Below are 20,209 nucleotides of genomic sequence, written 5' to 3'. Positions count from 1 at the left end.
TAGCGCAAAATAGAAATTTGTGAACGGTCGTTCGTAAATTTTTACGGACGGTGCGTTAACTCCAGGCGTCGCCGACAAATCGAACGCGGTGGGCGATTTTAACGCTTTGCGCAACTGACTGCCTAAGCTGGTTCAACCGGCAAACGACACACCGAATCCACAGATGCAAGAGCGGCCGATTGGACACAGCTCACGGGTTTGGCGCGCTTGCCGTTGCGCCCTTTTTACGCCACAAGGAATTCGAGCCGGCGGTTAAGCCGCGGCTCGAGTTTGAGCGCCTCTTTGGCGAGGTTAATCTGCTTGGCCGATTTCGCGACATCGAAGATGTCCGCCTTGATGTCATATCCGCCACGCGCATTCAGCCAGTCAAGGATGTCCGACAGATGCCACACCGACGCACTGCCCTCGTGAACCGGCGGCGGAAAGTCGATTGCGTGACTCAGCATCAGCTTGCGCATGTTTTGCCGTGACACGCCCGCCACCTCTGCGACATCTGTGAGGCCGACGAAATCCGGCCCCGCCTCGACAAGACGTGCAGACGGTACTGCCTGTTTGATATCTTTGAGTGCGCTGACAAGCGCCTCGAACGCCGACGCAGCTTCGCGAGCAAAAACCAGCGCAATACGCCCCGGTTGCCCCACGCCGATAGTGGCGTCGTCACATCCGGCTTCGCCCAGGCGCTCGACAATCTCGTCAAGATCGCAATCTTCCGCAGCGAGGCGGTACTTCAAGGTGAATACATATTCCATAAGCTACTCCTGCTTCATTCAGCCTCGGGCTCTTGCCCTTCGAACACGTTTACTGCCGACGTGTCGTGCAGTTGTCGACGATGCGCCTGAGGTGCTTTGCGTGGTTGCCGGCGTTCTTCGGCGTGCTCCACACACTTGAGATGCAGAACTCACCGCACCGACATTCCGCGTCGTTGTAAGGACAGTACATCTTTCCCCAAGCGTGACCTTTCCCACCGCCCTGAACACGCCAGCCGTTTCTTTCCGCATAAGCCAGCGCGGCCTCGACCTCTTTCCTGGAATGGATTCTTCGAACCATCTATATCCTCCAATTTAGCGCGCGCCCACTTGGTTGTCAAGTGACAACCAAGTGGGCGCGCGACCGTAATCGAACCCATCTCGTACCCTTCGTTATCCAAAATAAATGAGATAACAAACTCTGTTGCCAGACGTCGATACTAGTGCGGCAACGATCAGAGGGCGAGACTGTCGGATGGCATAGGACGGGAGCCCATTTTTCAGACATCAAGGAACGCACTGAGTCGATATCGTGCCCACAATGACAAAGCCCCTGCTGGTCATCGACCAACAGGGGCTTCTTGCAGATTTTCCAGCCGGTGCGCGAGCCGCACCCGTATTGCGTTTCGATCTGAACGTTATTGCGGCTCGGCCATTGGCCACGCACCGGACAACACTTTCTCCAGCCAGAACGTGCCGATGATGGTTTTCACGTCCGTCACTTTGCCCGTACGCACCCATTCCAGCATATCGGTGACGCTGGCCGTGAACAGTTCGAGAAATTCGCCGTCGTCGAGTTTGCGCTCGCCGGCCGTCAGCCCACGCGCCAGATAAATATCGATGAATTCGGTCGAGTAGGAAATGATCGGATGGATGCGCGTCAGATAAACATATTCGCGTGCCGTATAGCCGGTCTCTTCCTGCAGCTCACGTTTCGCGCAAGCGAGCGCGCCTTCGTTCGGATCGAGCTTGCCGGCCGGATATTCGACCATGACCTTGCCCATCGGATAGCGGTACTGGCTTTCCAGCAACACGCGACCGTCGTCGAATAGCGGGATCACCATCACGGCGCCCGGATGCTGAACGTACTCGCGAGTAGCCTGCTTACCGTCGGGCAAGCGCACGGTATCGCACTTGAGCGTCAGGAACGGCCCTTGATGGATCAGTTTGCTCTCGAGACAGGTCTCGGTGAGCGCGGCATCGTGATCGGGAAGTTCAGCCATATGCGACCTCAGGACAGCGTGGTGCGCGACGGCGGGACGCCGTCAGCGACGTTTGACGAGATACTGGAAGGTAAAGCCGGGGAATGAAAACACAATGAACAACGCGAACGTAATCGCGTAGAACTGCCACCCCTGTTCGAAGCGGTTACCCGCGCGTGCTTCCAGCAGAAAACCGAACGCACCGACCACAAAGTACAGCACGATCAATTCGGCAATTCGGATCCAGGCGCTCTTCTTCGCCGCTTTCAACGGCACGGCGGCGAAGAGGCGCTGATTCAGGAACGGCAGGTTGGCGCCGACCAGCGCCAACAACACGATAAACCAACCCGCAGCCGACATCAGAGCAGCAGCGTGTGCTGGATAGCCTGCAGGCAGGCTTTCAACAGCGGATCCGGCACGATACCGAGCACCAGCACGGCAACTCCGTTGAGCGCGAGCAAAGCACGCGTGCTCGTGTCGGCAAGGATCGGCGACTTGTCTTGCGGTTCGTCGAAGTACATCAACTTGACGATACGCAGGTAGTAGAACGCACCGAACAGCGACGTGATCACGGCCAGCACGGTCAGCCAGGTCAAACCGGCATTCATGGTTGCCTGCAGCACCGCGAGCTTGGCGTAGAAGCCGACCGCAGGCGGAATACCGGCGAGCGAGAACATCATCACCATCATGACGAACGCGAACACCGGGCTGCGTTGATTCAGGCCCTTGAAGTCTTCGAGCGTATCCGCTTCAAAATCGCGGCGTGCCAGCAGCATGATGACGCCGAAGGTGCCCATCGTCGTAATCAGGTAGACGATGCTGTAGTACATCGCCGAGCCGTACGCATTGGCCGCGCCGGTCGTCTTCTGATCCACCACGCCGGCCAGCAGGCCGAGCAGCACGAAACCCATGTTCGAGATGGCCGAGTACGCGAGCATGCGCTTGACGTTGCGTTGCACGATACCGGTGATGTTGCCGACGATCAGCGACAGCGCCGCCAGAATCACCAGCATTTGCTGCCATTCGACCGCCAGCGGCAGCAGGCCCATCACGAGAAAGCGCAGGCCCCACGCGAACGCCGCCACCTTCGGACCGCCGCCGACCATCAGCGTCATGGCCGTCGGAGCGCCCTGATACACGTCAGGCACCCACATGTGGAACGGCACCGCGCCCATCTTGAACGCCACGCCCGCCACGATGAAGATCACGCCGAACAGCAGCACGCTCGGATCGTAGTGGCTCGTGCCGATCGCCTTGAACACTTCGTTCAGATCGAGCGAACCGGTCGCGCCGTACAGCATGGAAATGCCGTACAGCAGGAAGCCGGACGCCAGCGCGCCAAGCACGTAGTACTTCATTGCCGCTTCGTTCGAAGGCGCCGCGTCACGACGCAGAGCGATCGCGCCGTACAGCGACAGCGACATCAGTTCCAGACCGAGGTACAGCGTCAGGAAGTTGTTGCCGGAGATCATCACGAGCTGACCGAGCAGCGAGAACATGCCCAACAGGAAGAACTCGCCGCGAAACAGCCCGCGATCCTCGAGGTACCGGCGCGAATAAACGATCGACACGGCATAGCCGAGCGTCACCACCGCCTTCATCACACTGGCAAACGAATCCACCACATACATGTGACCGAAGAAGTAGTGCACCTGAGGGTCGAACGCGTTCACCGCGAACCAGATGCCAGCAATCAGCGTCGAGAAGAACGCGATGAAATACGTGGTACGGCGACCGGACTGGCCGACGAACGTGTCGTTGAGCCACGCAACGACAACGGCGAGCATCACCAGTGCGTCGGGTAACAGAACAGTCATAGGGGCGTTTTGCATGATCTTTAAATTCCTCCGCTCTGCATTACTGTGGCAACGGCAGCTTGGACTGCGCGACGTGGGAGAGGAGGTTTTCCACGGATACGTGCATCACATCGGTAAAGGGCTTCGGATACAGGCCCATGAACAGCGTCAGTGCAGCGAGCACTGCCAGCATGAAAAACTCGCGGCGGTTGATGTCGACGAGACTCTTCACGTGATCGTTGGCGACCGCGCCGAAGTACACCCGCTTGTACATCCACAGCGTGTAGGCCGCGCCGAGAATCAGCGTGACAGCCGCGCCACCGGCAATCCAGAAGTTGTACTGGACAGCAGCCAGAATCACCATGAACTCGCCGACGAAACCGGAGGTACCCGGCAAGCCGCAATTGGCCATCGAAAACAACATCACGAACGCCGCGAACTTCGGCATCACGTTGACGACGCCGCCGTAATCGGCGATCTGACGCGAATGCATACGGTCGTACAGTACGCCGATGCTCAGGAACATCGCGCCCGACACGAAGCCGTGCGAGATCATCTGCACGATCGCGCCTTCCACGCCGAGCTGATTGAAGATGAAGAAGCCGAGCGTCACGAAGCCCATGTGCGCGATCGACGAATACGCGACCAGCTTCTTCATGTCGGCTTGCACCATCGCGACCAGGCCGATGTAGATCACCGCGATCAGCGACAGCGTAATGACGACCGGCGCGAGGAAGTGGCTTGCATCCGGTGCGATCGGCAGCGAGAAGCGCACGAAACCGTAGGCGCCCAGCTTCAGCATGATCGCGGCCAGCACGACCGAGCCGCCGGTCGGCGCTTCCACGTGGGCGTCAGGCAACCAAGTGTGAACCGGCCACATCGGCACCTTCACGGCGAAGGCCATGAAGAACGCGATAAACAACAATATCTGCGGGGTCATGCCGATCTGCGCGTTCTGCCACGTCGCCAGATCGAACGTGCCGGTCTGGATGTACAGGTACAGCAACGCGACCAGCATCAACAGCGAGCCCATCAGCGTGTACAGGAAGAACTTGAACGCCGCATACACGCGGTTCGCCCCACCCCACACGCCGATGATGATGTACATCGGGATCAGCGTCGCTTCGAAGAACACGTAGAACAGCATGCCGTCCGCTGCGCTGAACACGCCGACCATGATGCCGGAGAGGATCAGGAACGCAGCGAGGTACTGCGCGACGTTCTTCGTGATGACTTCCCACGCGGAGATCACAACGATCACCGTAATCAATGCGGTCAACACGACGAACCACATCGAGATGCCGTCGACACCCAGGTGGTACGTGATGTTGAAGCGCTCGATCCAGTTCGCCTTTTCGACGAACTGCAGATCGGCGGTGCTCGAATCAAAACCAGTAATCAGCGGGATCGTCACGATGAAACTGACGACTGAGCCGATCAGCGCAATCCAGCGCGCCGGAGCCGGGTTCCGGTCGGAACCGATAGCCAGGACCAGGAGACCGACGAGGATCGGTAACCAGATCGCGATACTGAGAATCGGATAAGCGTGCATTAGTGTCCCTCGCCTTATTTGCCGCCGAGCGTTACAAACAGGGTCAGGAGCCCCAACATGCCGATAATCATGGCAAACGCGTAGTGGTAGATGTAACCGGATTGGAGGAAGCGGATCACGCCGGCAAACCAGCCGATAAAGCGTGCGCTGCCGTTGACGATACCGTCGATAACCACGACGTCGCCTTCCTTCCAGAGACCACGGCCAATTGCCACAGCGCCCCGCGCGAACACGACTTCGTTGATCTTGTCCATGTAGTACTTGTTGTCGAGCAGCGTGTAGATCGGACCGAACGCGCGCTTGATGACAGCCGGCAGATCAGGACGAACCAGGTACAGGAACCACGCGGTCACCACACCCGCGAGCGCCAGCCACACCGGCAGACCCGAGACCGAGTGCAGGCCCATCGACGCCCAGCCCTGGAATTCTTCCGCCATCTCATGCAGCGCCGGATGGTTTTCGCCGATGAAGATCACCTTGTCGAACGCCACGCCGTGCTGGAAGAAGTCGCCGAACAGCATCGGACCGACACCGATCGCGCCGATCACGATCGACGGAATCGCCAGCAGCACCAGCGGCACCCACACCACCCACGGCGTTTCATGCGGCTCGTGCGCGTGGTCGTCGTGACCATGACCATGGCCGTGTGCATCATGGCCGTGACCGTCATGCGCATGCGCGGCCGCTTCGATGCCCATCGGCGATTCCGGATGCTTCGGATCGCGGAAGCGCTCCTTGCCGTGGAACACCAGGAAGTACATACGGAACGAGTACAGCGCCGTGACGAACACGCTTGCCACCACCGCGAAGTACGCGAAACCCGAACCCGGCAGATGCGACAGCTTCACTGCGTCGATGATCGAGTCTTTCGAGTAGAAGCCGGAGAAGAACGGCGTGCCGATCAGCGCGAGCGAACCGACCAGCGACGTGATCCACGTGATCGGCATGTACTTGCGCAGGCCGCCCATGTTGCGGATGTCCTGATCGTGGTGCATGCCGATGATCACGGAACCCGCGCCGAGGAACAGCAGCGCCTTGAAGAACGCGTGTGTCATCAGGTGGAACACGGCGACCGAGTAGGCCGATGCGCCGAGGGCGACCGTCATGTAACCGAGTTGCGACAGCGTCGAGTAAGCCACCACGCGTTTGATGTCGTTCTGGACGATCCCGAGGAAGCCCATGAACAGCGCCGTGATCGCACCGATCACCATCACGAACGACAGCGCCGTATCCGACAGTTCGAACAGCGGCGACATGCGCGTGACCATGAAGATACCGGCCGTCACCATGGTTGCCGCGTGAATCAGTGCGGAGATCGGCGTCGGGCCTTCCATCGAATCCGGCAGCCAGACGTGCAGTGGGAACTGCGCCGACTTACCCATCGCGCCGATGAAGAGGCAGATACAGGCGACCGTCAGCAGACCCCAGTCCGTGCCCGGGAAGCTCAATGCCGCGAGTTCGGTGCGCTTCGCGAACACGTCGCCGTAGTTCATCGAACCGGCGAATGCGAACAGCAGGCCGATACCGAGCAGGAAACCGAAGTCGCCGATGCGGTTCACGATGAACGCCTTCATGTTCGCGTAGATCGCCGTCGGACGCGTGAAGTAGAAGCCGATCAGCAGGTACGACACCAGACCCACCGCTTCCCAGCCGAAGAACAGCTGCAGGAAGTTGTTGCTCATCACGAGCATCAGCATCGAGAACGTGAACAGCGAGATGTACGAGAAGAAGCGCTGGTAGCCGTCGTCGTCGGCCATGTAGCCGATCGTGTAGATGTGCACCATGAGCGACACGAAGGTCACCACGCACATCATCATCGCCGTCAGCGAGTCGACCAGGAAGCCGATCTCGAACTTCGTCTGGCCGATCTGCATCCAGTTATACACGGTCGCGTTGAAGCTCGCGCCGTCCATCACCTGGAAGAATACGATGGCCGAAAGGATGAACGAGATCGCGACGCCGAGGATCGTGACCGAATGCGCACCGGCTCGCCCTACCGCTTTTCCGAACAGCCCCGCAATCAGCGAGCCGGCCAGCGGTGCCAGCGGGATCGCCAGCAGCAGGTTTTCATTGAGTGTCGTTGACATAACCGCTTTACCTGAAATTAACCTTTGAGCTGATCGAGGTCCTCGACATTGATCGTGTCGAGGCTACGGAACAGGGTCACCAGAATTGCGAGTCCGATCGCCGCTTCAGCTGCTGCAACCGTCAGCACGAAGAAGACGAAGATCTGACCGTGCACGTCGCCGAGGTAATGCGAGAACGCGACGAAATTGGTGTTCACCGCCAGCAGCATCAGTTCGATCGCCATCAGGATGATGATGACGTTGCGACGGTTCAGGAAAATGCCGACGACGCTGATCGCAAACAGGATCGCGCCGAGGACAAGGTAATGAGCAAGGGTCAACATGATTTCTATCTCCTGTCCGCTCAGCTGTTTTTAGCGGGTGCCGAGTCGGCCGTTGCTGCCGCCGCTGCCGCTGCGGCGGCTTCTTCCGCCGCGACAGTTGCCGCGGTCTTTTCAGATGCCATCTTCACGATGCGCACGCGGTCCTGAGCACGTACCTTGACCTGCTCACTGACGTTCTGGCGCTTGCTGTCTTTCTTGTGGCTCGTGGTCAGCGCAATCGCCGCGATGATCGCCACCAGCAGCACGAGGCCGGCGACTTCGAACGCGAAGATGTAGTCGGTATAGATGACCTTGCCGATCAGGCGGGTGTTCGACCAGTCGCCCATACCGTTCGCGGCAGCCGTGGTGTCACGCAGCGCCGTGGCGGTCGCGCCGTAGCCGTGCCACAGGATCAGCGCGGTCTCGATCACGATGATCGCGCCCACCAGCGTGGCCATGGGCACGAAGCGCTTGAAGTCTTTGCGCAGCACGTCGATGTTGATGTCCAGCATCATCACGACGAACAGGAACAGCACCATCACCGCGCCGACATACACCAGCACCAGCAGGATCGCGAGGAACTCGGCCTGCAGCAGCATCCAGATCGCGGCTGCGTTGAAGAACGCCAGCACCAGAAACAGTGCGGACGAAACCGGGTTGCGCGAGGTGATCACCTTCAGCCCTGAAACCACCAGGAGTAGCGCGAAGATGTAGAACAGTACGGTCGTGAATTCCATGATTACCGGTTCATCGTTAGGCCATCGTCAGGCATTGTTCTTTGGCACGTGTGGCGGACAACGACGGCCGAAACCGCCAGAACCCTCCGCACAGGTGCGCCGTGCCGCGGCGGTCAGGCCGCGGCGCTCGGCCCGACAACAGGCCGTGTTACTGCTGCATTTACTGCTTTAACTGAGGTGCTTCAACGATACGGTGCGTCGGCTGCCTTGTTCGCAGCGATCTCCGCTTCGTAGCGATCGCCCACGGCCAGCAACATGTCTTTCGTGAAATACAGGTCGCCGCGCTTTTCGCCGTGATATTCGAGAATGTGCGTCTCGACGATCGAATCGACCGGGCAGCTCTCTTCGCAGAAACCGCAGAAGATGCACTTGGTCAGGTCGATGTCGTAACGCGTCGTGCGGCGCGTGTTATCCGCACGGGTTTCCGATTCGATCGTGATGGCGAGCGCCGGGCACACCGCTTCGCACAGCTTGCAGGCGATGCAGCGTTCTTCGCCGTTTTCATAGCGGCGCAGCGCATGCAGGCCGCGGAAACGCGGCGAAATCGGGGTTTTCTCCTCCGGGAACTGCACCGTCACCTTGCGCTGGAACGTGTAACGTCCGGTCAGCGCGAGGCCTTTGAGCAGTTCCGTCAGGAAGAAGGTCTTGAAAAAGTTTTGGATTGCGGTCATGGGTTCATCCGCCCTTTATTTCCAGATATTCAACGGCGACATGATCCAGAAGCCGACCACGATGAGCCACACCACGCAAACCGGAATGAAAATTTTCCAGCCCAGACGCATGATCTGGTCGTAGCGGTAGCGCGGGAACGTGGCACGCGCCCAGATGAATACCGACAGCAGGAAGAAAACCTTGGCGACGAGCCAAACGATGCCCGGGACAAACGACAGGAAGCCGAACGGTGCGCTCCAGCCGCCGAGGAACAGTGTTGCAGCCAATGCCGAGATCACGATCATGTTGATGTACTCGGCGAGGAAGAACAGCGCAAACGCCATCCCCGAGTAATCGATCATGTGGCCCGCGACGATTTCCGACTCACCTTCCACCACGTCGAACGGGTGACGGTTCGTTTCGGCGATGCCCGAGATAAAGTACACGACGAACATGGGCAGCAGCGGCAGCCAGTTCCAGGACAGGAAGTTCAGGCCGTAGCTGGCGAAAATGCCGCGCTCCTGCGAACCGACGATGTCCGACAGATTCAGGCTGCCCGAAGTCATCAGCACGACGACGAGGGCGAAGCCCATCGAAATTTCGTACGAGACCATCTGGGCCGCCGCGCGCATGGCGCCGAGGAACGCGTACTTCGAGTTCGACGCCCAGCCCGCCAGAATCACGCCGTACACGCCAATGGACGAGATCGCCATTGCGTACAGCAGACCCGCGTTGATGTCGCCGAGAACCGCGCCCGCCTGGAACGGAATCACCGCCCAGACCGCGAAGGCCGGCACCACCACCATGATCGGCGCGATCATGTAGATCCAGCGGCTCGCCTGGGCAGGCTGAATCACTTCTTTCAGCAGCAGCTTCAGCACGTCGGCGATCGGCTGCAGCAAACCTGCGGGGCCCACGCGGTTCGGACCGAGACGCACGTGCATCCAGCCGATCAGCTTACGTTCCCACAGAATCAGGTAAGCCACGCACAGCAGGATCACGACGGCCACCACCAGGATGCGCACCAGTGCCCACACCGTGGGCCATGCCACACCGAGAAGCTGGGTGCCGCCCGAGTTGATCGTATCGAACAAGCTCATTTACGCCTTCTCCACCACCAGTTCACCGAACAGGCTGCCCAGCGCTGCACCGGCAGGCGTAGCCGCCGATACGCGGACGACCGTCTCCGCAAGATTTGCGTCGCGCACGGCCGGCAACTGCACCGATTGCTCGCCCTGGCGCACGCGCACTGCGTCGCCTTCCTTCAAACCCAGTTTGTCGAACAGCGCAGCCGGCAGAGCGGCCGAATTCGCTGCGCGCGCCGCTGCCGTCAGATGCAGCGACTCAGCGCGACGCACCAGCGCGTCGGCGTGGTAAATCGGCACGTTGGCGATACGCTCGAACTTGCCTTCCGCTGCCTTCGCTGCCTTGCCGCGTGCAACCGCAGCGCCCGTCTTGTTCGACAGACGCGACTTGATCTCGCCATCGCCAAGCGCTGCCGTGCGCACTTCTTCCGACGTGTCGAATTCGAAGCCCGGCACGCCGAGCAGGCTGCCCAGCACGCGCAAGACCTTCCATGCCGGACGCGTGTCGCCGAGCGGGCGCACGACGCCGTTGAACGTCTGCACGGTACCTTCAGCGTTGACGAACGTACCTGCCGTTTCCGTGAACGGGGCGATCGGCAGCAGGACGTCAGCGTATTCAGCGCCGATCTGGAACGGCGACATCACGACGACCATTTCAGCCTGTTTCAGCGCGGCCAAAGCCTGCGCCGGATTGGCCGTGTCGAATTCCGGTTCGACGTTCAGCAGCACATAACCCTTGCGCGGTTGCTCGAACACTTCGCGCGCGTTCAAACCACCCTCGCCCGGCAATGCGTTCACCAGATGCGCACCGACCGTGTTGGCGGCTTCCGTGAGGAAACCCAGCGTGGCGCCGGTCGCGTCTGCGATCCATTGCGCCGCGGCGTGAATCGCAGCGAAATCCGGATGACGGACCGCGGCGTTGCCGAGCAGCACCACACGGTGTTCGCCGGTAGCAAGCGACTTCGCGACCTGTTTATTGGCGTCCGTCGGCTGCGTGCCGGCGAAGGCTTCCGGCAGTGCAACGCCGTTTGCTTCCGACACCGCGCCCGCGATACCTGCCAGCGCGTCGAGCCATGCCGACGGCGCGGCAACGACACGCTGCGCTTGCGGGATCAGCGCGTCGTCATTGGTGGCCTGGACGAGCGTGAGTTTCGTACCGCTCTTGGCGGCCTGGCGCAGACGCGCGGCGAACAGCGGATGATCGCGGCGCAGATCCGAACCGATCACCAGTGCGGCGTCGAGGTTCGAGAGATCGGCGATCGTCGTGCCGAGCCACGGCGCACCGTTGACGGGTGCGGAGAAATCCGACTGACGCAAACGGAAGTCGACGTTCGGCGTGCCGACCGTTTGCGCGAGTTGCTTCAACAGGAACAGTTCTTCGACGGTGCTGTGAGCCGTGCCGAGCGCAGCCAGTGCGTTCGCGCCGTGGTCGCCCTTGATGCCCTTCAGACCCTTGACCACGTATTCAAGCGCGGATTGCCAGTCGGTCTCGACCCACTTGCCGCCTTGCTTGAGCATCGGCTGCGTGAGACGTTCCGGGCTGTTCAGGCCTTCGTACGAGAAGCGGTCCTTGTCCGAAATCCAGCATTCGTTGATGGATTCGTTTTCGAACGGCAGAACACGCATCACGCGATTGTTCTTCACTTGCACCACAAGGTTTGCGCCGACGGAATCGTGCGGGCTCACCGACTTGCGGCGCGACAGTTCCCACGTGCGGGCGCTGTAGCGGAACGGCTTGCTGGTCAACGCGCCGACCGGGCACAGATCGATCATGTTGCCGGACAGTTCGGAGTCGACCGTCTTGCCGACGAACGACGTGATTTCCGAATGCTCGCCGCGGCCCAGCATGCCGAGTTCCATCACGCCGGCAACTTCCTGGCCGAAGCGGACACAACGCGTGCAGTGAATGCAACGCGACATTTCTTCCATCGAGATCAGCGGGCCGACGTTCTTGTGGAACACGACGCGCTTTTCTTCGCTATAACGCGATGCCGACTTACCGTAACCCACGGCCAGATCCTGCAACTGGCACTCACCGCCCTGATCGCAGATCGGGCAATCCAGCGGGTGGTTGATCAGCAGGAATTCCATCACGGCTTGCTGGCCCTTCACGGCCTTGTCCGACTTGGTGCGCACGATCATGCCGGCCGACACCGGCGTGGCGCATGCGGGCACGGCCTTCGGCATCTTTTCGACATCGACCAGACACATCCGGCAATTGGCCGCAATCGACAGCTTCTTGTGATAGCAGAAGTGAGGAATGTACGTGTCGACCTTATGCGCAGCCTGGATCACCATGCTGCCTTCAGGCACCTCTACTTTCTTGCCGTCTATTTCAAGTTCAACCATGATGGTCAATCTTCCTTAACCTGTTACCGCTCAATCGTTCGCCTGTTCATCGCCCGTTTCAGGCGATGAATCCCGCGGATGACGTGTTCTGGTGCACTACCTGCCGTACTTAGGCAGCCACTGTTTCCGATGCCGCTGCCGCACCGGCGTGCCCGCCGACGAGACAATGCTTGTGGGCGACGTGATATTCGAATTCGTCCCAGTAGTGCTTGAGCATGCCGCGAACCGGCATGGCCGCCGCATCGCCGAGCGCGCAAATCGTGCGGCCCATGATGTTCTCGGCAACCGAGTTCAGCAGATCCAGATCTTCCGGACGGCCAAGCCCGTGCTCGATACGATGCACAACGCGATACAGCCAGCCGGTGCCTTCCCGGCACGGCGTGCACTGGCCGCACGACTCTTCGTAATAGAAGTACGACAGACGCAGCAGCGAGCGCACCATGCAACGCGTCTCGTCCATCACGATGACCGCGCCGGAACCGAGCATCGAGCCAGCTTTGGCGATCGAGTCGTAATCCATGTCCGTCTGCATCATCATGTCGCCCGGGATCACCGGTGCCGACGAGCCGCCAGGAATCACGGCCTTGATCTTCTTGCCGCCGCGCATGCCGCCGGCCAGTTCCATCAACGTGGCGAACGGTGTGCCGAGCGGAATTTCATAGTTGCCCGGACGTTCGACGTCGCCGGCAACCGAAAAAATCTTCGTGCCGCCGTTGTTCGGCTTGCCGATTTCGAGGTAATTCTGCGGGCCGATTGCGAGCAGGAACGGCACTGCGGCAAACGTCTCGGTGTTGTTGATCGTGGTCGGCTTGCCGTACACGCCGAAGCTCGCCGGGAACGGCGGCTTGAAGCGCGGCTGGCCTTTCTTGCCTTCGAGCGATTCGAGCAGCGCGGTTTCTTCGCCGCAAATGTAGGCGCCGTAACCATGGTGCGCATGCAGTTCGAACGAGAAGCCCGAACCCATGATGTTGTCGCCGAGGAATCCGGCACGGCGGGCTTCTTCAAGCGCTTCTTCAAAGCGCTTATAGACTTCCCAGATTTCGCCGTGAATATAGTTGTAGCCGACCGTGATGCCCATCGCGTACGCGCCAATGGCCATGCCTTCAATCAGCGAATGCGGATTGAAACGCAGGATGTCGCGATCTTTGAACGTGCCCGGTTCGCCTTCGTCCGAATTGCAGACGAGGTACTTCTGGCCCGGGAACTGACGCGGCATGAAACTCCACTTCAGACCGGTCGGGAAGCCCGCACCGCCCCGGCCGCGCAGACCCGACGCTTTGACGTCGGCGATCACCTGCTCGGGCGGAATCTTTTCTTCGAGAATGCGGCGCAGCTGAGCGTAACCGCCGCGCGCCACATAGTCTTCGAGATGCCAGTTGTCGCCGTTCAGGCCGGCGAGAATCAGCGGTTTGATGTGACGATCGTGTAAAGACGTCATTTCGAAAGTTCCTCGAGCAGCTGGTCGATCTTCGCGCGGCTCATGAAGCTGCACATGCGATGGTTGTTCACCAGCATCACCGGCGCATCGCCGCACGAGCCCATGCACTCACCTTCTTTCAAGGTGAACTTGCCGTCAGCCGTGGTTTCGCCGAAGTCGATGCCGAGCTTCTGCTTCAGATATTCAGCGGCGCTGTCTGAGCCGCCGTCCGGGCCGAGCTGGCACGGCAGGTTCGTGCAGAGCGTGATCTTGTATTTGCCGACCGGCGAGGTCTCGTACATCGTGTAGAAGGTAGCCACCTCCTGCACGGCGACCGCCGGCATGCCGAGATAGTCCGCGACGAACTGCATGAGTTCGGGCGACAGCCAGCCATGCTCTTCCTGAGCAGTAGCCAGCGCCGACATCACGGCGGACTGTTTCTGATCGGCGGGATACTTCGCGATCGCACGATCGATTTCTTTCAGGCCTTCAGCTGAGATCATTTTCAGACACGACTCTTTCAATTCCTACCGAACGAAAACCCGTCGCTTACATCATGCTGCGACAGACCCGGCGTTCCTGTGCTTGACGCGTGCTTCGGTGCAAGCTGAAGACACGCGCCGATGAATACGTCCTAGCGATCCACTTCGCCGAACACGATGTCCTGCGTACCGATGATCGTCACAGCGTCGGCGATCATGTGACCGCGCGCCATTTCATCGAGCGTGGACAGGTGCGCATAACCCGGCGCGCGAATCTTCAGGCGATACGGCTTGTTCGCACCGTCCGAGATCAGGTAGATACCGAACTCGCCCTTCGGATGCTCGACAGCCGCATACGCTTCGCCTTCCGGTACGTGGAAGCCTTCCGTGAAGAGCTTGAAGTGGTGAATCAGCTCTTCCATGTTCGACTTCATGCCAACCCGCGACGGCGGCGCAACCTTGTGATTGTCGACCATCACCGGGCCCGGATTCTTGCGCAACCACTCAATGCACTGTTTCACAATCCGCGTGGATTGGCGCATTTCTTCGACGCGAACCAGATATCGGTCATAACAATCGCCATTAACGCCGACCGGAATGTCGAAATCGAGCTTGTCATAGACTTCGTACGGCTGTTTCTTGCGCAGATCCCACTCGATACCCGAGCCGCGCAGCATCGCGCCGGTCATACCGAGATTCAGCGCGCGTTCCGGGCTGACCACGCCGATACCGACCAGACGTTGCTTCCAGATCCGGTTGTCGGTGAGCAGCGTTTCGTATTCGTCGACGCACTTCGGGAAACGCGTGAAGAAATCGTCGATGAAGTCGAGCAGCGAACCTTGACGGTTCTCGTTCATCCTCGACAAGGCCTTCGCATTGCGAATCTTCGACGCCTTGTATTGCGGCATTGCGTCAGGCAGATCGCGATAGACACCGCCCGGACGGTAGTAAGCCGCGTGCATCCGGGCGCCGGACACTGCTTCGTACACGTCCATCAGGTCTTCGCGTTCGCGGAACGCGTACAGAAACACCGCCATCGCGCCGACGTCGAGTGCGTGTGCGCCGATCCACATCAGGTGGTTCAGCACGCGCGTGACTTCGTCGAACATCACACGGATGTACTGCGCGCGAACCGGCACTTCGATGCCGAGCAGCTTTTCGATCGCCATCACATAGCCGTGCTCGTTGACCATCATCGACACGTAGTCGAGGCGGTCCATATACGGCACGGACTGAATGAAGGTTTTGGTTTCCGCGAGCTTTTCGGTCGCGCGATGCAGCAGGCCGATGTGCGGATCGGCGCGCTGGATGACTTCGCCGTCGAGTTCGAGCACGAGGCGCAGCACACCGTGCGCCGCCGGATGCTGAGGGCCGAAGTTGAGCGTGTAGTTCTTGATCTCTGCCATGGCGTTCTCTTAGTGTTTCAGACCGCCATAGCGATCCTCGCGGATCACGCGCGGCGTGATTTCCCGCGGCTCGATCGTCACAGGCTGATAGACGACGCGCTTCTCTTCCGGGTCGTAACGCATTTCGACATAACCGGAGACGGGGAAATCTTTACGGAACGGGTGACCAATGAAACCGTAGTCGGTCAGGATGCGGCGCAGGTCCGGGTGACCCTCGAAGACGATGCCGTACAGGTCGAATGCTTCGCGCTCGTACCAGTTGGCCGAATTCCAGACATCGACGACTGATGCGACGATCGGCACTTCGTCGTCCGGTGCGAACACGCGCAGACGCAGGCGCCAGTTGTTCTGCACCGACAACAAATGCAGAACGGCCGCGAAACGCGGACCGTCATAGCCGCCGTCGGCGTAGGTCTGATAATCGACGCCGCATAGATCGACCAGTTGCTCGAAACCGAGCGAGCGGTCATCGCGCAGACGCGTTGCCACATTGATGTAGTCGCTCGCCTTCACGACGATCGTCAACTCACCGATTGCTTCGGTGGTGCTCAACAGGAGGCCGCCAAAGGCCGCCTCGAGGTTCGCTTTCAGGGTCTCGAGTTTGCTTGCCATATTGTGGGGGAGGCGTTGCCTTATTGACGGGCGATTGTATTGGTGCGGCGGATCTTGGCCTGCAGCTGGATCACGCCATACACCAGCGCTTCCGCCGTAGGCGGGCAACCCGGCACGTAGACGTCGACCGGCACGATCCGATCGCAGCCGCGCACGACCGAATAGGAATAGTGGTAATAGCCGCCGCCGTTCGCGCACGAGCCCATCGAGATCACCCAGCGCGGCTCGGCCATCTGGTCGTAGACCTTGCGCAGAGCCGGCGCCATCTTGTTGCACAGCGTGCCGGCGACGATCATCACGTCCGACTGACGCGGACTCGGACGAAACACCACGCCGAAACGGTCGAGGTCATAACGGGCAGCGCCCGCATGCATCATCTCGACCGCACAGCACGCGAGACCGAACGTCATCGGCCACAACGAGCCGGTGCGCGTCCAGTTGATCAGTTTGTCTGCCGTCGTGGTGACAAACCCTTCCTTCAAGACCCCTTCGATACTCATTTGCTTTCCACTCCAGACGGGGCGGCAAGCCTTGGCCACCCACGCAAACCGGCGATTAATCCATCATTCCCAGTCGAGGCCGCCCTTCTTCCAGATATAGGCAAAGCCCAACAGGAATTCGAGCAGGAAAATCATCATCGCCATGAAGCCAGGCCAGCCGATGTCGCGCAGGGCTACACCCCACGGGAACAGGAACGCGGTTTCAAGGTCGAAAATGATGAAGAGAATGGCGACGAGGTAGTAGCGCACATCGAACTTCATGCGCGCATCTTCGAATGCTTCGAAGCCGCACTCGTATGGTGCGTTTTTCTCGGTGTCGGGCTTATTGGGACCGAGGATCTTGCCAATGCTGACCAGTGCTACGCCTAAACCGGTGCCCACAATGAGGAACAACAAGACGGGGAAATAGGCTGCGAGGTTCAAGACTATCCTCTTTCGGTTGGTTCTGAATGCCGCCAAGAGCATAGCACTCCTGACGCGAAATCACCTTGACAACGCACATGCCGCAAGCTCAGCGCAAGCCGCGAGCCAGAAGTGAAAATGCCAGCCGAAGCGAAGCATGCGGCTGGCATTTAGATAACATTTGGTGCCGACGGCGAGACTCGAACTCGCACAGCTTTCGCCACTACCCCCTCAAGATAGCGTGTCTACCAATTTCACCACGTCGGCACTGTATGCAATCCGGGAAAACAACTTATAAAACCCGCGAATCGCTTCAAGACTTAGATTGTAACTGGTCTAAACAGTTTGTTCAACGCACAAAAGCACTTTGAACGAAAAATTTATTTCGGCACGTCTGTAGCGGGGACAGATGCAGCGGACGCCGGCAATACGGCCGAACCACCCGCCGGAGCGGACGCGGCGGAAGTCGCGGAAGCTGCGATCGGCGCGGTTACAGCCGCGCCCAGCAGGCCTGCGGACGGTTTTGCACGATACGCACCGAGGTAGGTAAGTGTCAACGTTGTTACAAAAAACACGGCTGCGAGGACGGCCGTGGTACGCGACAAAAAGTTCGCCGAACCGGTCGCACCGAACAGGCTGCCCGATGCGCCACTACCAAAAGCAGCGCCCATATCGGCGCCTTTGCCGTGTTGCAGCAACACAAGGCCGATGACCCCGAGTGCCGACAACAGCTGAACGACGATAATCAATGTTTTCAAATACAGCATCACACTCACCTGAGTCTTTATTTAACCGCGCCACACAAAGTGTGCCGCGCGGGATTGGGTCATCCTCGCCGAGGCGCCCTGCTTAACTGGCGACGCTGATCGCGCCGGCCGCCTTGCAGATCGCCAGGAAATCCTGGTCTTTTAACGACGCGCCGCCAATCAGGCCACCGTCGATATCCGGCTGGCGGAACAATTCTTCCGCGTTCTCCGGCTTCACGCTGCCGCCATACAACACCGGCACATCCGCTACCGCCGCGCCCTTTGCCGCAAGAAGTGAACGCAAGAACGCATGCACCGCTTGCGCCTGGTCCGACGTGGCACTCTTACCTGTGCCAATCGCCCAAACCGGCTCGTATGCAACAACGATACGCGCCGCATCTTCCGCCGACAATTTCGCCAGCACTTCATCTAGTTGCGCGCCGACCACCTGTTCGGTCGAGCCGGCTTCACGCTCTTGCAGCGTTTCGCCGACGCACACGATCGGGGTCAAACCCGTTTCCAGCGCACGCTGCGTCTTCACCGCAACCAACTCCGCGCTTTCACGATGATAGGCACGGCGCTCCGAGTGCCCAACGATTGCCAGCGTGGCGCCGAAATCCACCACCATCTGCGCGGCCACTTCGCCGGTATAGGCCCCATGCGTGAACGCGGAGACATCCTGCACGCCCCACACGACCTTGCTGCCTTCCAGCAACGATTGAGTCTGCGCGAGATAAGGGCTCGGCACACAGACGCCGACACACACCTCAGCCGGCAATTCGCCCGCGCCTTGCGCCACTGCCCGCAACAACGTTGCGTTCTCAGCAAGACGCCCGTGCATCTTCCAGTTACCGACTACCAGCTTGGCTCGTTGTTTCGACATCGTCTCGTCTTGTCTTGGCGGCGGGCCTAGTTTGCGCCTGAAAGCCCGCCTTTCGGATTCATTCGGCGTGCGCAAAACGCGCAATTTTACTGCGTGGGGTGGATCGGGTCAAACCGACCGTGTCAAACCGGCCGCGCCAAGCGTCCTGACCCCAAGTCAGCACGATCTTGCCAACGTGCGTGCTGCTTTCCATCAGCGCGTGCGCCTCAGCGGCCTGCGCGGCTGGAAACACACGATGCACCACCGGCTTGATACGGCCATCTTCGAGATGTGGCCACACGCGCTCTTTCAATTGCGCGGCGATCTTCGCCTTGAACTCGATCGGCCGCGGGCGCAACGTCGAACCCGTCACCGTCAGACGGCGGCGCAGCACTTCGTTCAGATTGAGCTCCGCTTTCGCGCCGCCCAGCAAGGCGATCAGCACGATGCGACCGCCGTCGGCCAATGCCGTCAGCTCACGTGGCACATAACTGCCCGCCACCATATCGAGGATCACGTCAACGCCGCGATCATTCGTCAGCGACTTGATGACCTCGACAAAATCCTCAGTCTTGTAGTTGATCGCCCGTTCAGCGCCGAGCGCTTCGCAGGCGCGGCACTTCTCGTCCGACCCCGCCGTAGCGAACACGCGAAACCCCAGCGCATGCGCGATCTGGATCGCCGTCACGCCGATGCCGCTCGAGCCGCCCTGCACCAGCAATGTTTCGTTCGGCGCGCCTTCACCTTTGCCGAGTTGCGCACGGTCGAACACATTGCTCCACACCGTGAAGAATGTTTCCGGCAGCGAAGCCGCCTCGACATCCGACAAGCCAGCCGGCACCGGCAAGCACTGCAACAGCGGCGCGGTCGCATATTCCGCATAGCCACCGCCAGCAAGCAACGCGCACACGCGGTCGCCCACTTTCAGACCGAACGGATTGTTCTTCTCGTCGATAGTGCCGCCGACGATCTCACCCGCCACTTCCAGCCCCGGCAGATCGGACGCACCCGGCGGCGGCGCATAGCCCCCCTTGCGCTGAAACACGTCCGGACGGTTGATGCCTGATGCCGCCACCTTGATCAGCACCTCGCCTGCTTTCGGCTGCGGTGTGGGCCGCTCCGCCAGCTTCAGGACTTCCGGTGCGCCGAATTCGGTGATTTCGATCGCTTTCATCTGCGTCAACTCCAAGATTGGATTGCGTTGCCTACTGGAACGAAATAGTGAAAATCGCCAGAACCGCGACGAAGCGCTTCATGCAAACAGAGTACCCGCTT

20 protein-coding genes, 1 tRNA gene and 1 pseudogene are annotated in these 20,209 nt (G+C 59.9%); all 22 read right to left on the bottom strand.

What is annotated here, in order from left to right; genetic code table 11:
* Positions 1 to 224: 224 nt before the first annotated feature.
* Positions 225 to 749 (bottom strand): helix-turn-helix transcriptional regulator, encoded by a 525-nt coding sequence (locus tag ACOSV0_RS05370; RefSeq protein ID WP_434109198.1) that lies wholly within the window; start codon positions 747 to 749, stop codon positions 225 to 227.
* A gap of 49 nt (positions 750 to 798) precedes the next feature.
* Positions 799 to 1,047 carry a hypothetical protein gene (locus ACOSV0_RS05365; protein WP_434109197.1) on the bottom strand — a complete coding sequence of 83 codons (249 nt, stop codon included), beginning with the start codon at positions 1,045 to 1,047 and terminating at the stop codon, positions 799 to 801.
* A 337-nt stretch (positions 1,048 to 1,384) separates the two neighbouring features.
* Positions 1,385 to 1,969: an NUDIX domain-containing protein gene (locus ACOSV0_RS05360; protein WP_434109196.1), complete on the bottom strand. Its 585-nt coding sequence runs from the start codon at positions 1,967 to 1,969 to the stop codon at positions 1,385 to 1,387.
* Positions 1,970 to 2,011: 42 nt separating this feature from the next.
* Entirely contained in the window at positions 2,012 to 2,308 is a 297-nt protein-coding gene (locus tag ACOSV0_RS05355) for a DUF2818 family protein (RefSeq protein WP_434109194.1), read from the bottom strand.
* Positions 2,308 to 3,780, bottom strand: coding sequence for an NADH-quinone oxidoreductase subunit NuoN (gene nuoN, locus ACOSV0_RS05350; protein WP_434109193.1), 1,473 nt, complete (start codon positions 3,778 to 3,780; stop codon positions 2,308 to 2,310). The genes ACOSV0_RS05355 and nuoN overlap by 1 nt, the downstream gene beginning before the upstream one ends.
* A gap of 25 nt (positions 3,781 to 3,805) precedes the next feature.
* Positions 3,806 to 5,296, bottom strand: coding sequence for an NADH-quinone oxidoreductase subunit M (locus tag ACOSV0_RS05345; protein WP_434109191.1), 1,491 nt, complete (start codon positions 5,294 to 5,296; stop codon positions 3,806 to 3,808).
* A 14-nt stretch (positions 5,297 to 5,310) separates the two neighbouring features.
* Positions 5,311 to 7,383 carry an NADH-quinone oxidoreductase subunit L gene (gene nuoL / locus ACOSV0_RS05340; protein ID WP_434109190.1) on the bottom strand — a complete coding sequence of 691 codons (2,073 nt, stop codon included), beginning with the start codon at positions 7,381 to 7,383 and terminating at the stop codon, positions 5,311 to 5,313.
* A 17-nt stretch (positions 7,384 to 7,400) separates the two neighbouring features.
* On the bottom strand, positions 7,401 to 7,706 hold the full coding sequence (nuoK, locus tag ACOSV0_RS05335; RefSeq protein ID WP_013339863.1) for an NADH-quinone oxidoreductase subunit NuoK: 306 nt from the start codon (positions 7,704 to 7,706) through the stop codon (positions 7,401 to 7,403).
* 20 nt (positions 7,707 to 7,726) lie between these two features.
* On the bottom strand, positions 7,727 to 8,422 hold the full coding sequence (locus ACOSV0_RS05330) for an NADH-quinone oxidoreductase subunit J (RefSeq protein WP_434109189.1): 696 nt from the start codon (positions 8,420 to 8,422) through the stop codon (positions 7,727 to 7,729).
* A 182-nt stretch (positions 8,423 to 8,604) separates the two neighbouring features.
* Positions 8,605 to 9,093: an NADH-quinone oxidoreductase subunit NuoI gene (nuoI, locus tag ACOSV0_RS05325; RefSeq protein ID WP_012432383.1), complete on the bottom strand. Its 489-nt coding sequence runs from the start codon at positions 9,091 to 9,093 to the stop codon at positions 8,605 to 8,607.
* A gap of 15 nt (positions 9,094 to 9,108) precedes the next feature.
* The gene (nuoH, locus tag ACOSV0_RS05320; RefSeq protein WP_434109188.1) at positions 9,109 to 10,173 is read right to left on the bottom strand and encodes an NADH-quinone oxidoreductase subunit NuoH; all 1,065 of its coding nucleotides are present in this window, start codon (positions 10,171 to 10,173) and stop codon (positions 9,109 to 9,111) included.
* Positions 10,174 to 12,507 carry an NADH-quinone oxidoreductase subunit NuoG gene (gene nuoG / locus ACOSV0_RS05315; protein WP_434109187.1) on the bottom strand — a complete coding sequence of 778 codons (2,334 nt, stop codon included), beginning with the start codon at positions 12,505 to 12,507 and terminating at the stop codon, positions 10,174 to 10,176.
* A 109-nt stretch (positions 12,508 to 12,616) separates the two neighbouring features.
* Positions 12,617 to 13,945: an NADH-quinone oxidoreductase subunit NuoF gene (nuoF, locus tag ACOSV0_RS05310; protein ID WP_434109186.1), complete on the bottom strand. Its 1,329-nt coding sequence runs from the start codon at positions 13,943 to 13,945 to the stop codon at positions 12,617 to 12,619.
* On the bottom strand, positions 13,942 to 14,427 hold the full coding sequence (nuoE, locus tag ACOSV0_RS05305) for an NADH-quinone oxidoreductase subunit NuoE (RefSeq protein WP_054034960.1): 486 nt from the start codon (positions 14,425 to 14,427) through the stop codon (positions 13,942 to 13,944). Before nuoE ends, nuoF begins: the two co-directional genes overlap by 4 nt.
* Positions 14,428 to 14,558: 131 nt before the next feature.
* Complete coding sequence (locus ACOSV0_RS05300; RefSeq protein ID WP_132375254.1) at positions 14,559 to 15,812, bottom strand: NADH-quinone oxidoreductase subunit D; 1,254 nt, start codon at positions 15,810 to 15,812, stop codon at positions 14,559 to 14,561.
* Between the two features lie 9 nt (positions 15,813 to 15,821).
* On the bottom strand, positions 15,822 to 16,424 hold the full coding sequence (locus tag ACOSV0_RS05295; RefSeq protein ID WP_434109184.1) for an NADH-quinone oxidoreductase subunit C: 603 nt from the start codon (positions 16,422 to 16,424) through the stop codon (positions 15,822 to 15,824).
* Positions 16,425 to 16,444: 20 nt separating this feature from the next.
* Entirely contained in the window at positions 16,445 to 16,924 is a 480-nt protein-coding gene (locus ACOSV0_RS05290; RefSeq protein WP_006052903.1) for a NuoB/complex I 20 kDa subunit family protein, read from the bottom strand.
* Between the two features lie 63 nt (positions 16,925 to 16,987).
* A complete protein-coding gene (locus ACOSV0_RS05285) occupies positions 16,988 to 17,347 on the bottom strand; it encodes an NADH-quinone oxidoreductase subunit A (RefSeq protein WP_007175615.1) in 360 nt (119 codons plus the stop codon).
* Between the two features lie 161 nt (positions 17,348 to 17,508).
* Positions 17,509 to 17,593 (bottom strand) — tRNA-Leu (locus tag ACOSV0_RS05280).
* A 113-nt stretch (positions 17,594 to 17,706) separates the two neighbouring features.
* Positions 17,707 to 18,093: a preprotein translocase subunit SecG gene (secG, locus tag ACOSV0_RS05275; protein WP_434109182.1), complete on the bottom strand. Its 387-nt coding sequence runs from the start codon at positions 18,091 to 18,093 to the stop codon at positions 17,707 to 17,709.
* An 82-nt stretch (positions 18,094 to 18,175) separates the two neighbouring features.
* A complete protein-coding gene (gene tpiA, locus ACOSV0_RS05270) occupies positions 18,176 to 18,955 on the bottom strand; it encodes a triose-phosphate isomerase (protein WP_434109181.1) in 780 nt (259 codons plus the stop codon).
* Between the two features lie 139 nt (positions 18,956 to 19,094).
* A pseudogene (locus tag ACOSV0_RS05265) lies at positions 19,095 to 20,108 on the bottom strand (NAD(P)H-quinone oxidoreductase); the annotation flags it as partial.
* Positions 20,109 to 20,209: the final 101 nt, after the last annotated feature.

It is taken from the genome of Paraburkholderia caffeinilytica, from assembly GCF_051027425.1.
GTDB classification, from domain to species: Bacteria; Pseudomonadota; Gammaproteobacteria; order Burkholderiales; family Burkholderiaceae; genus Paraburkholderia; species Paraburkholderia caffeinilytica_A.
Note: the sequence above shows the minus strand (reverse complement) of the source record. Positions and strands in the feature narration are given on the sequence as shown.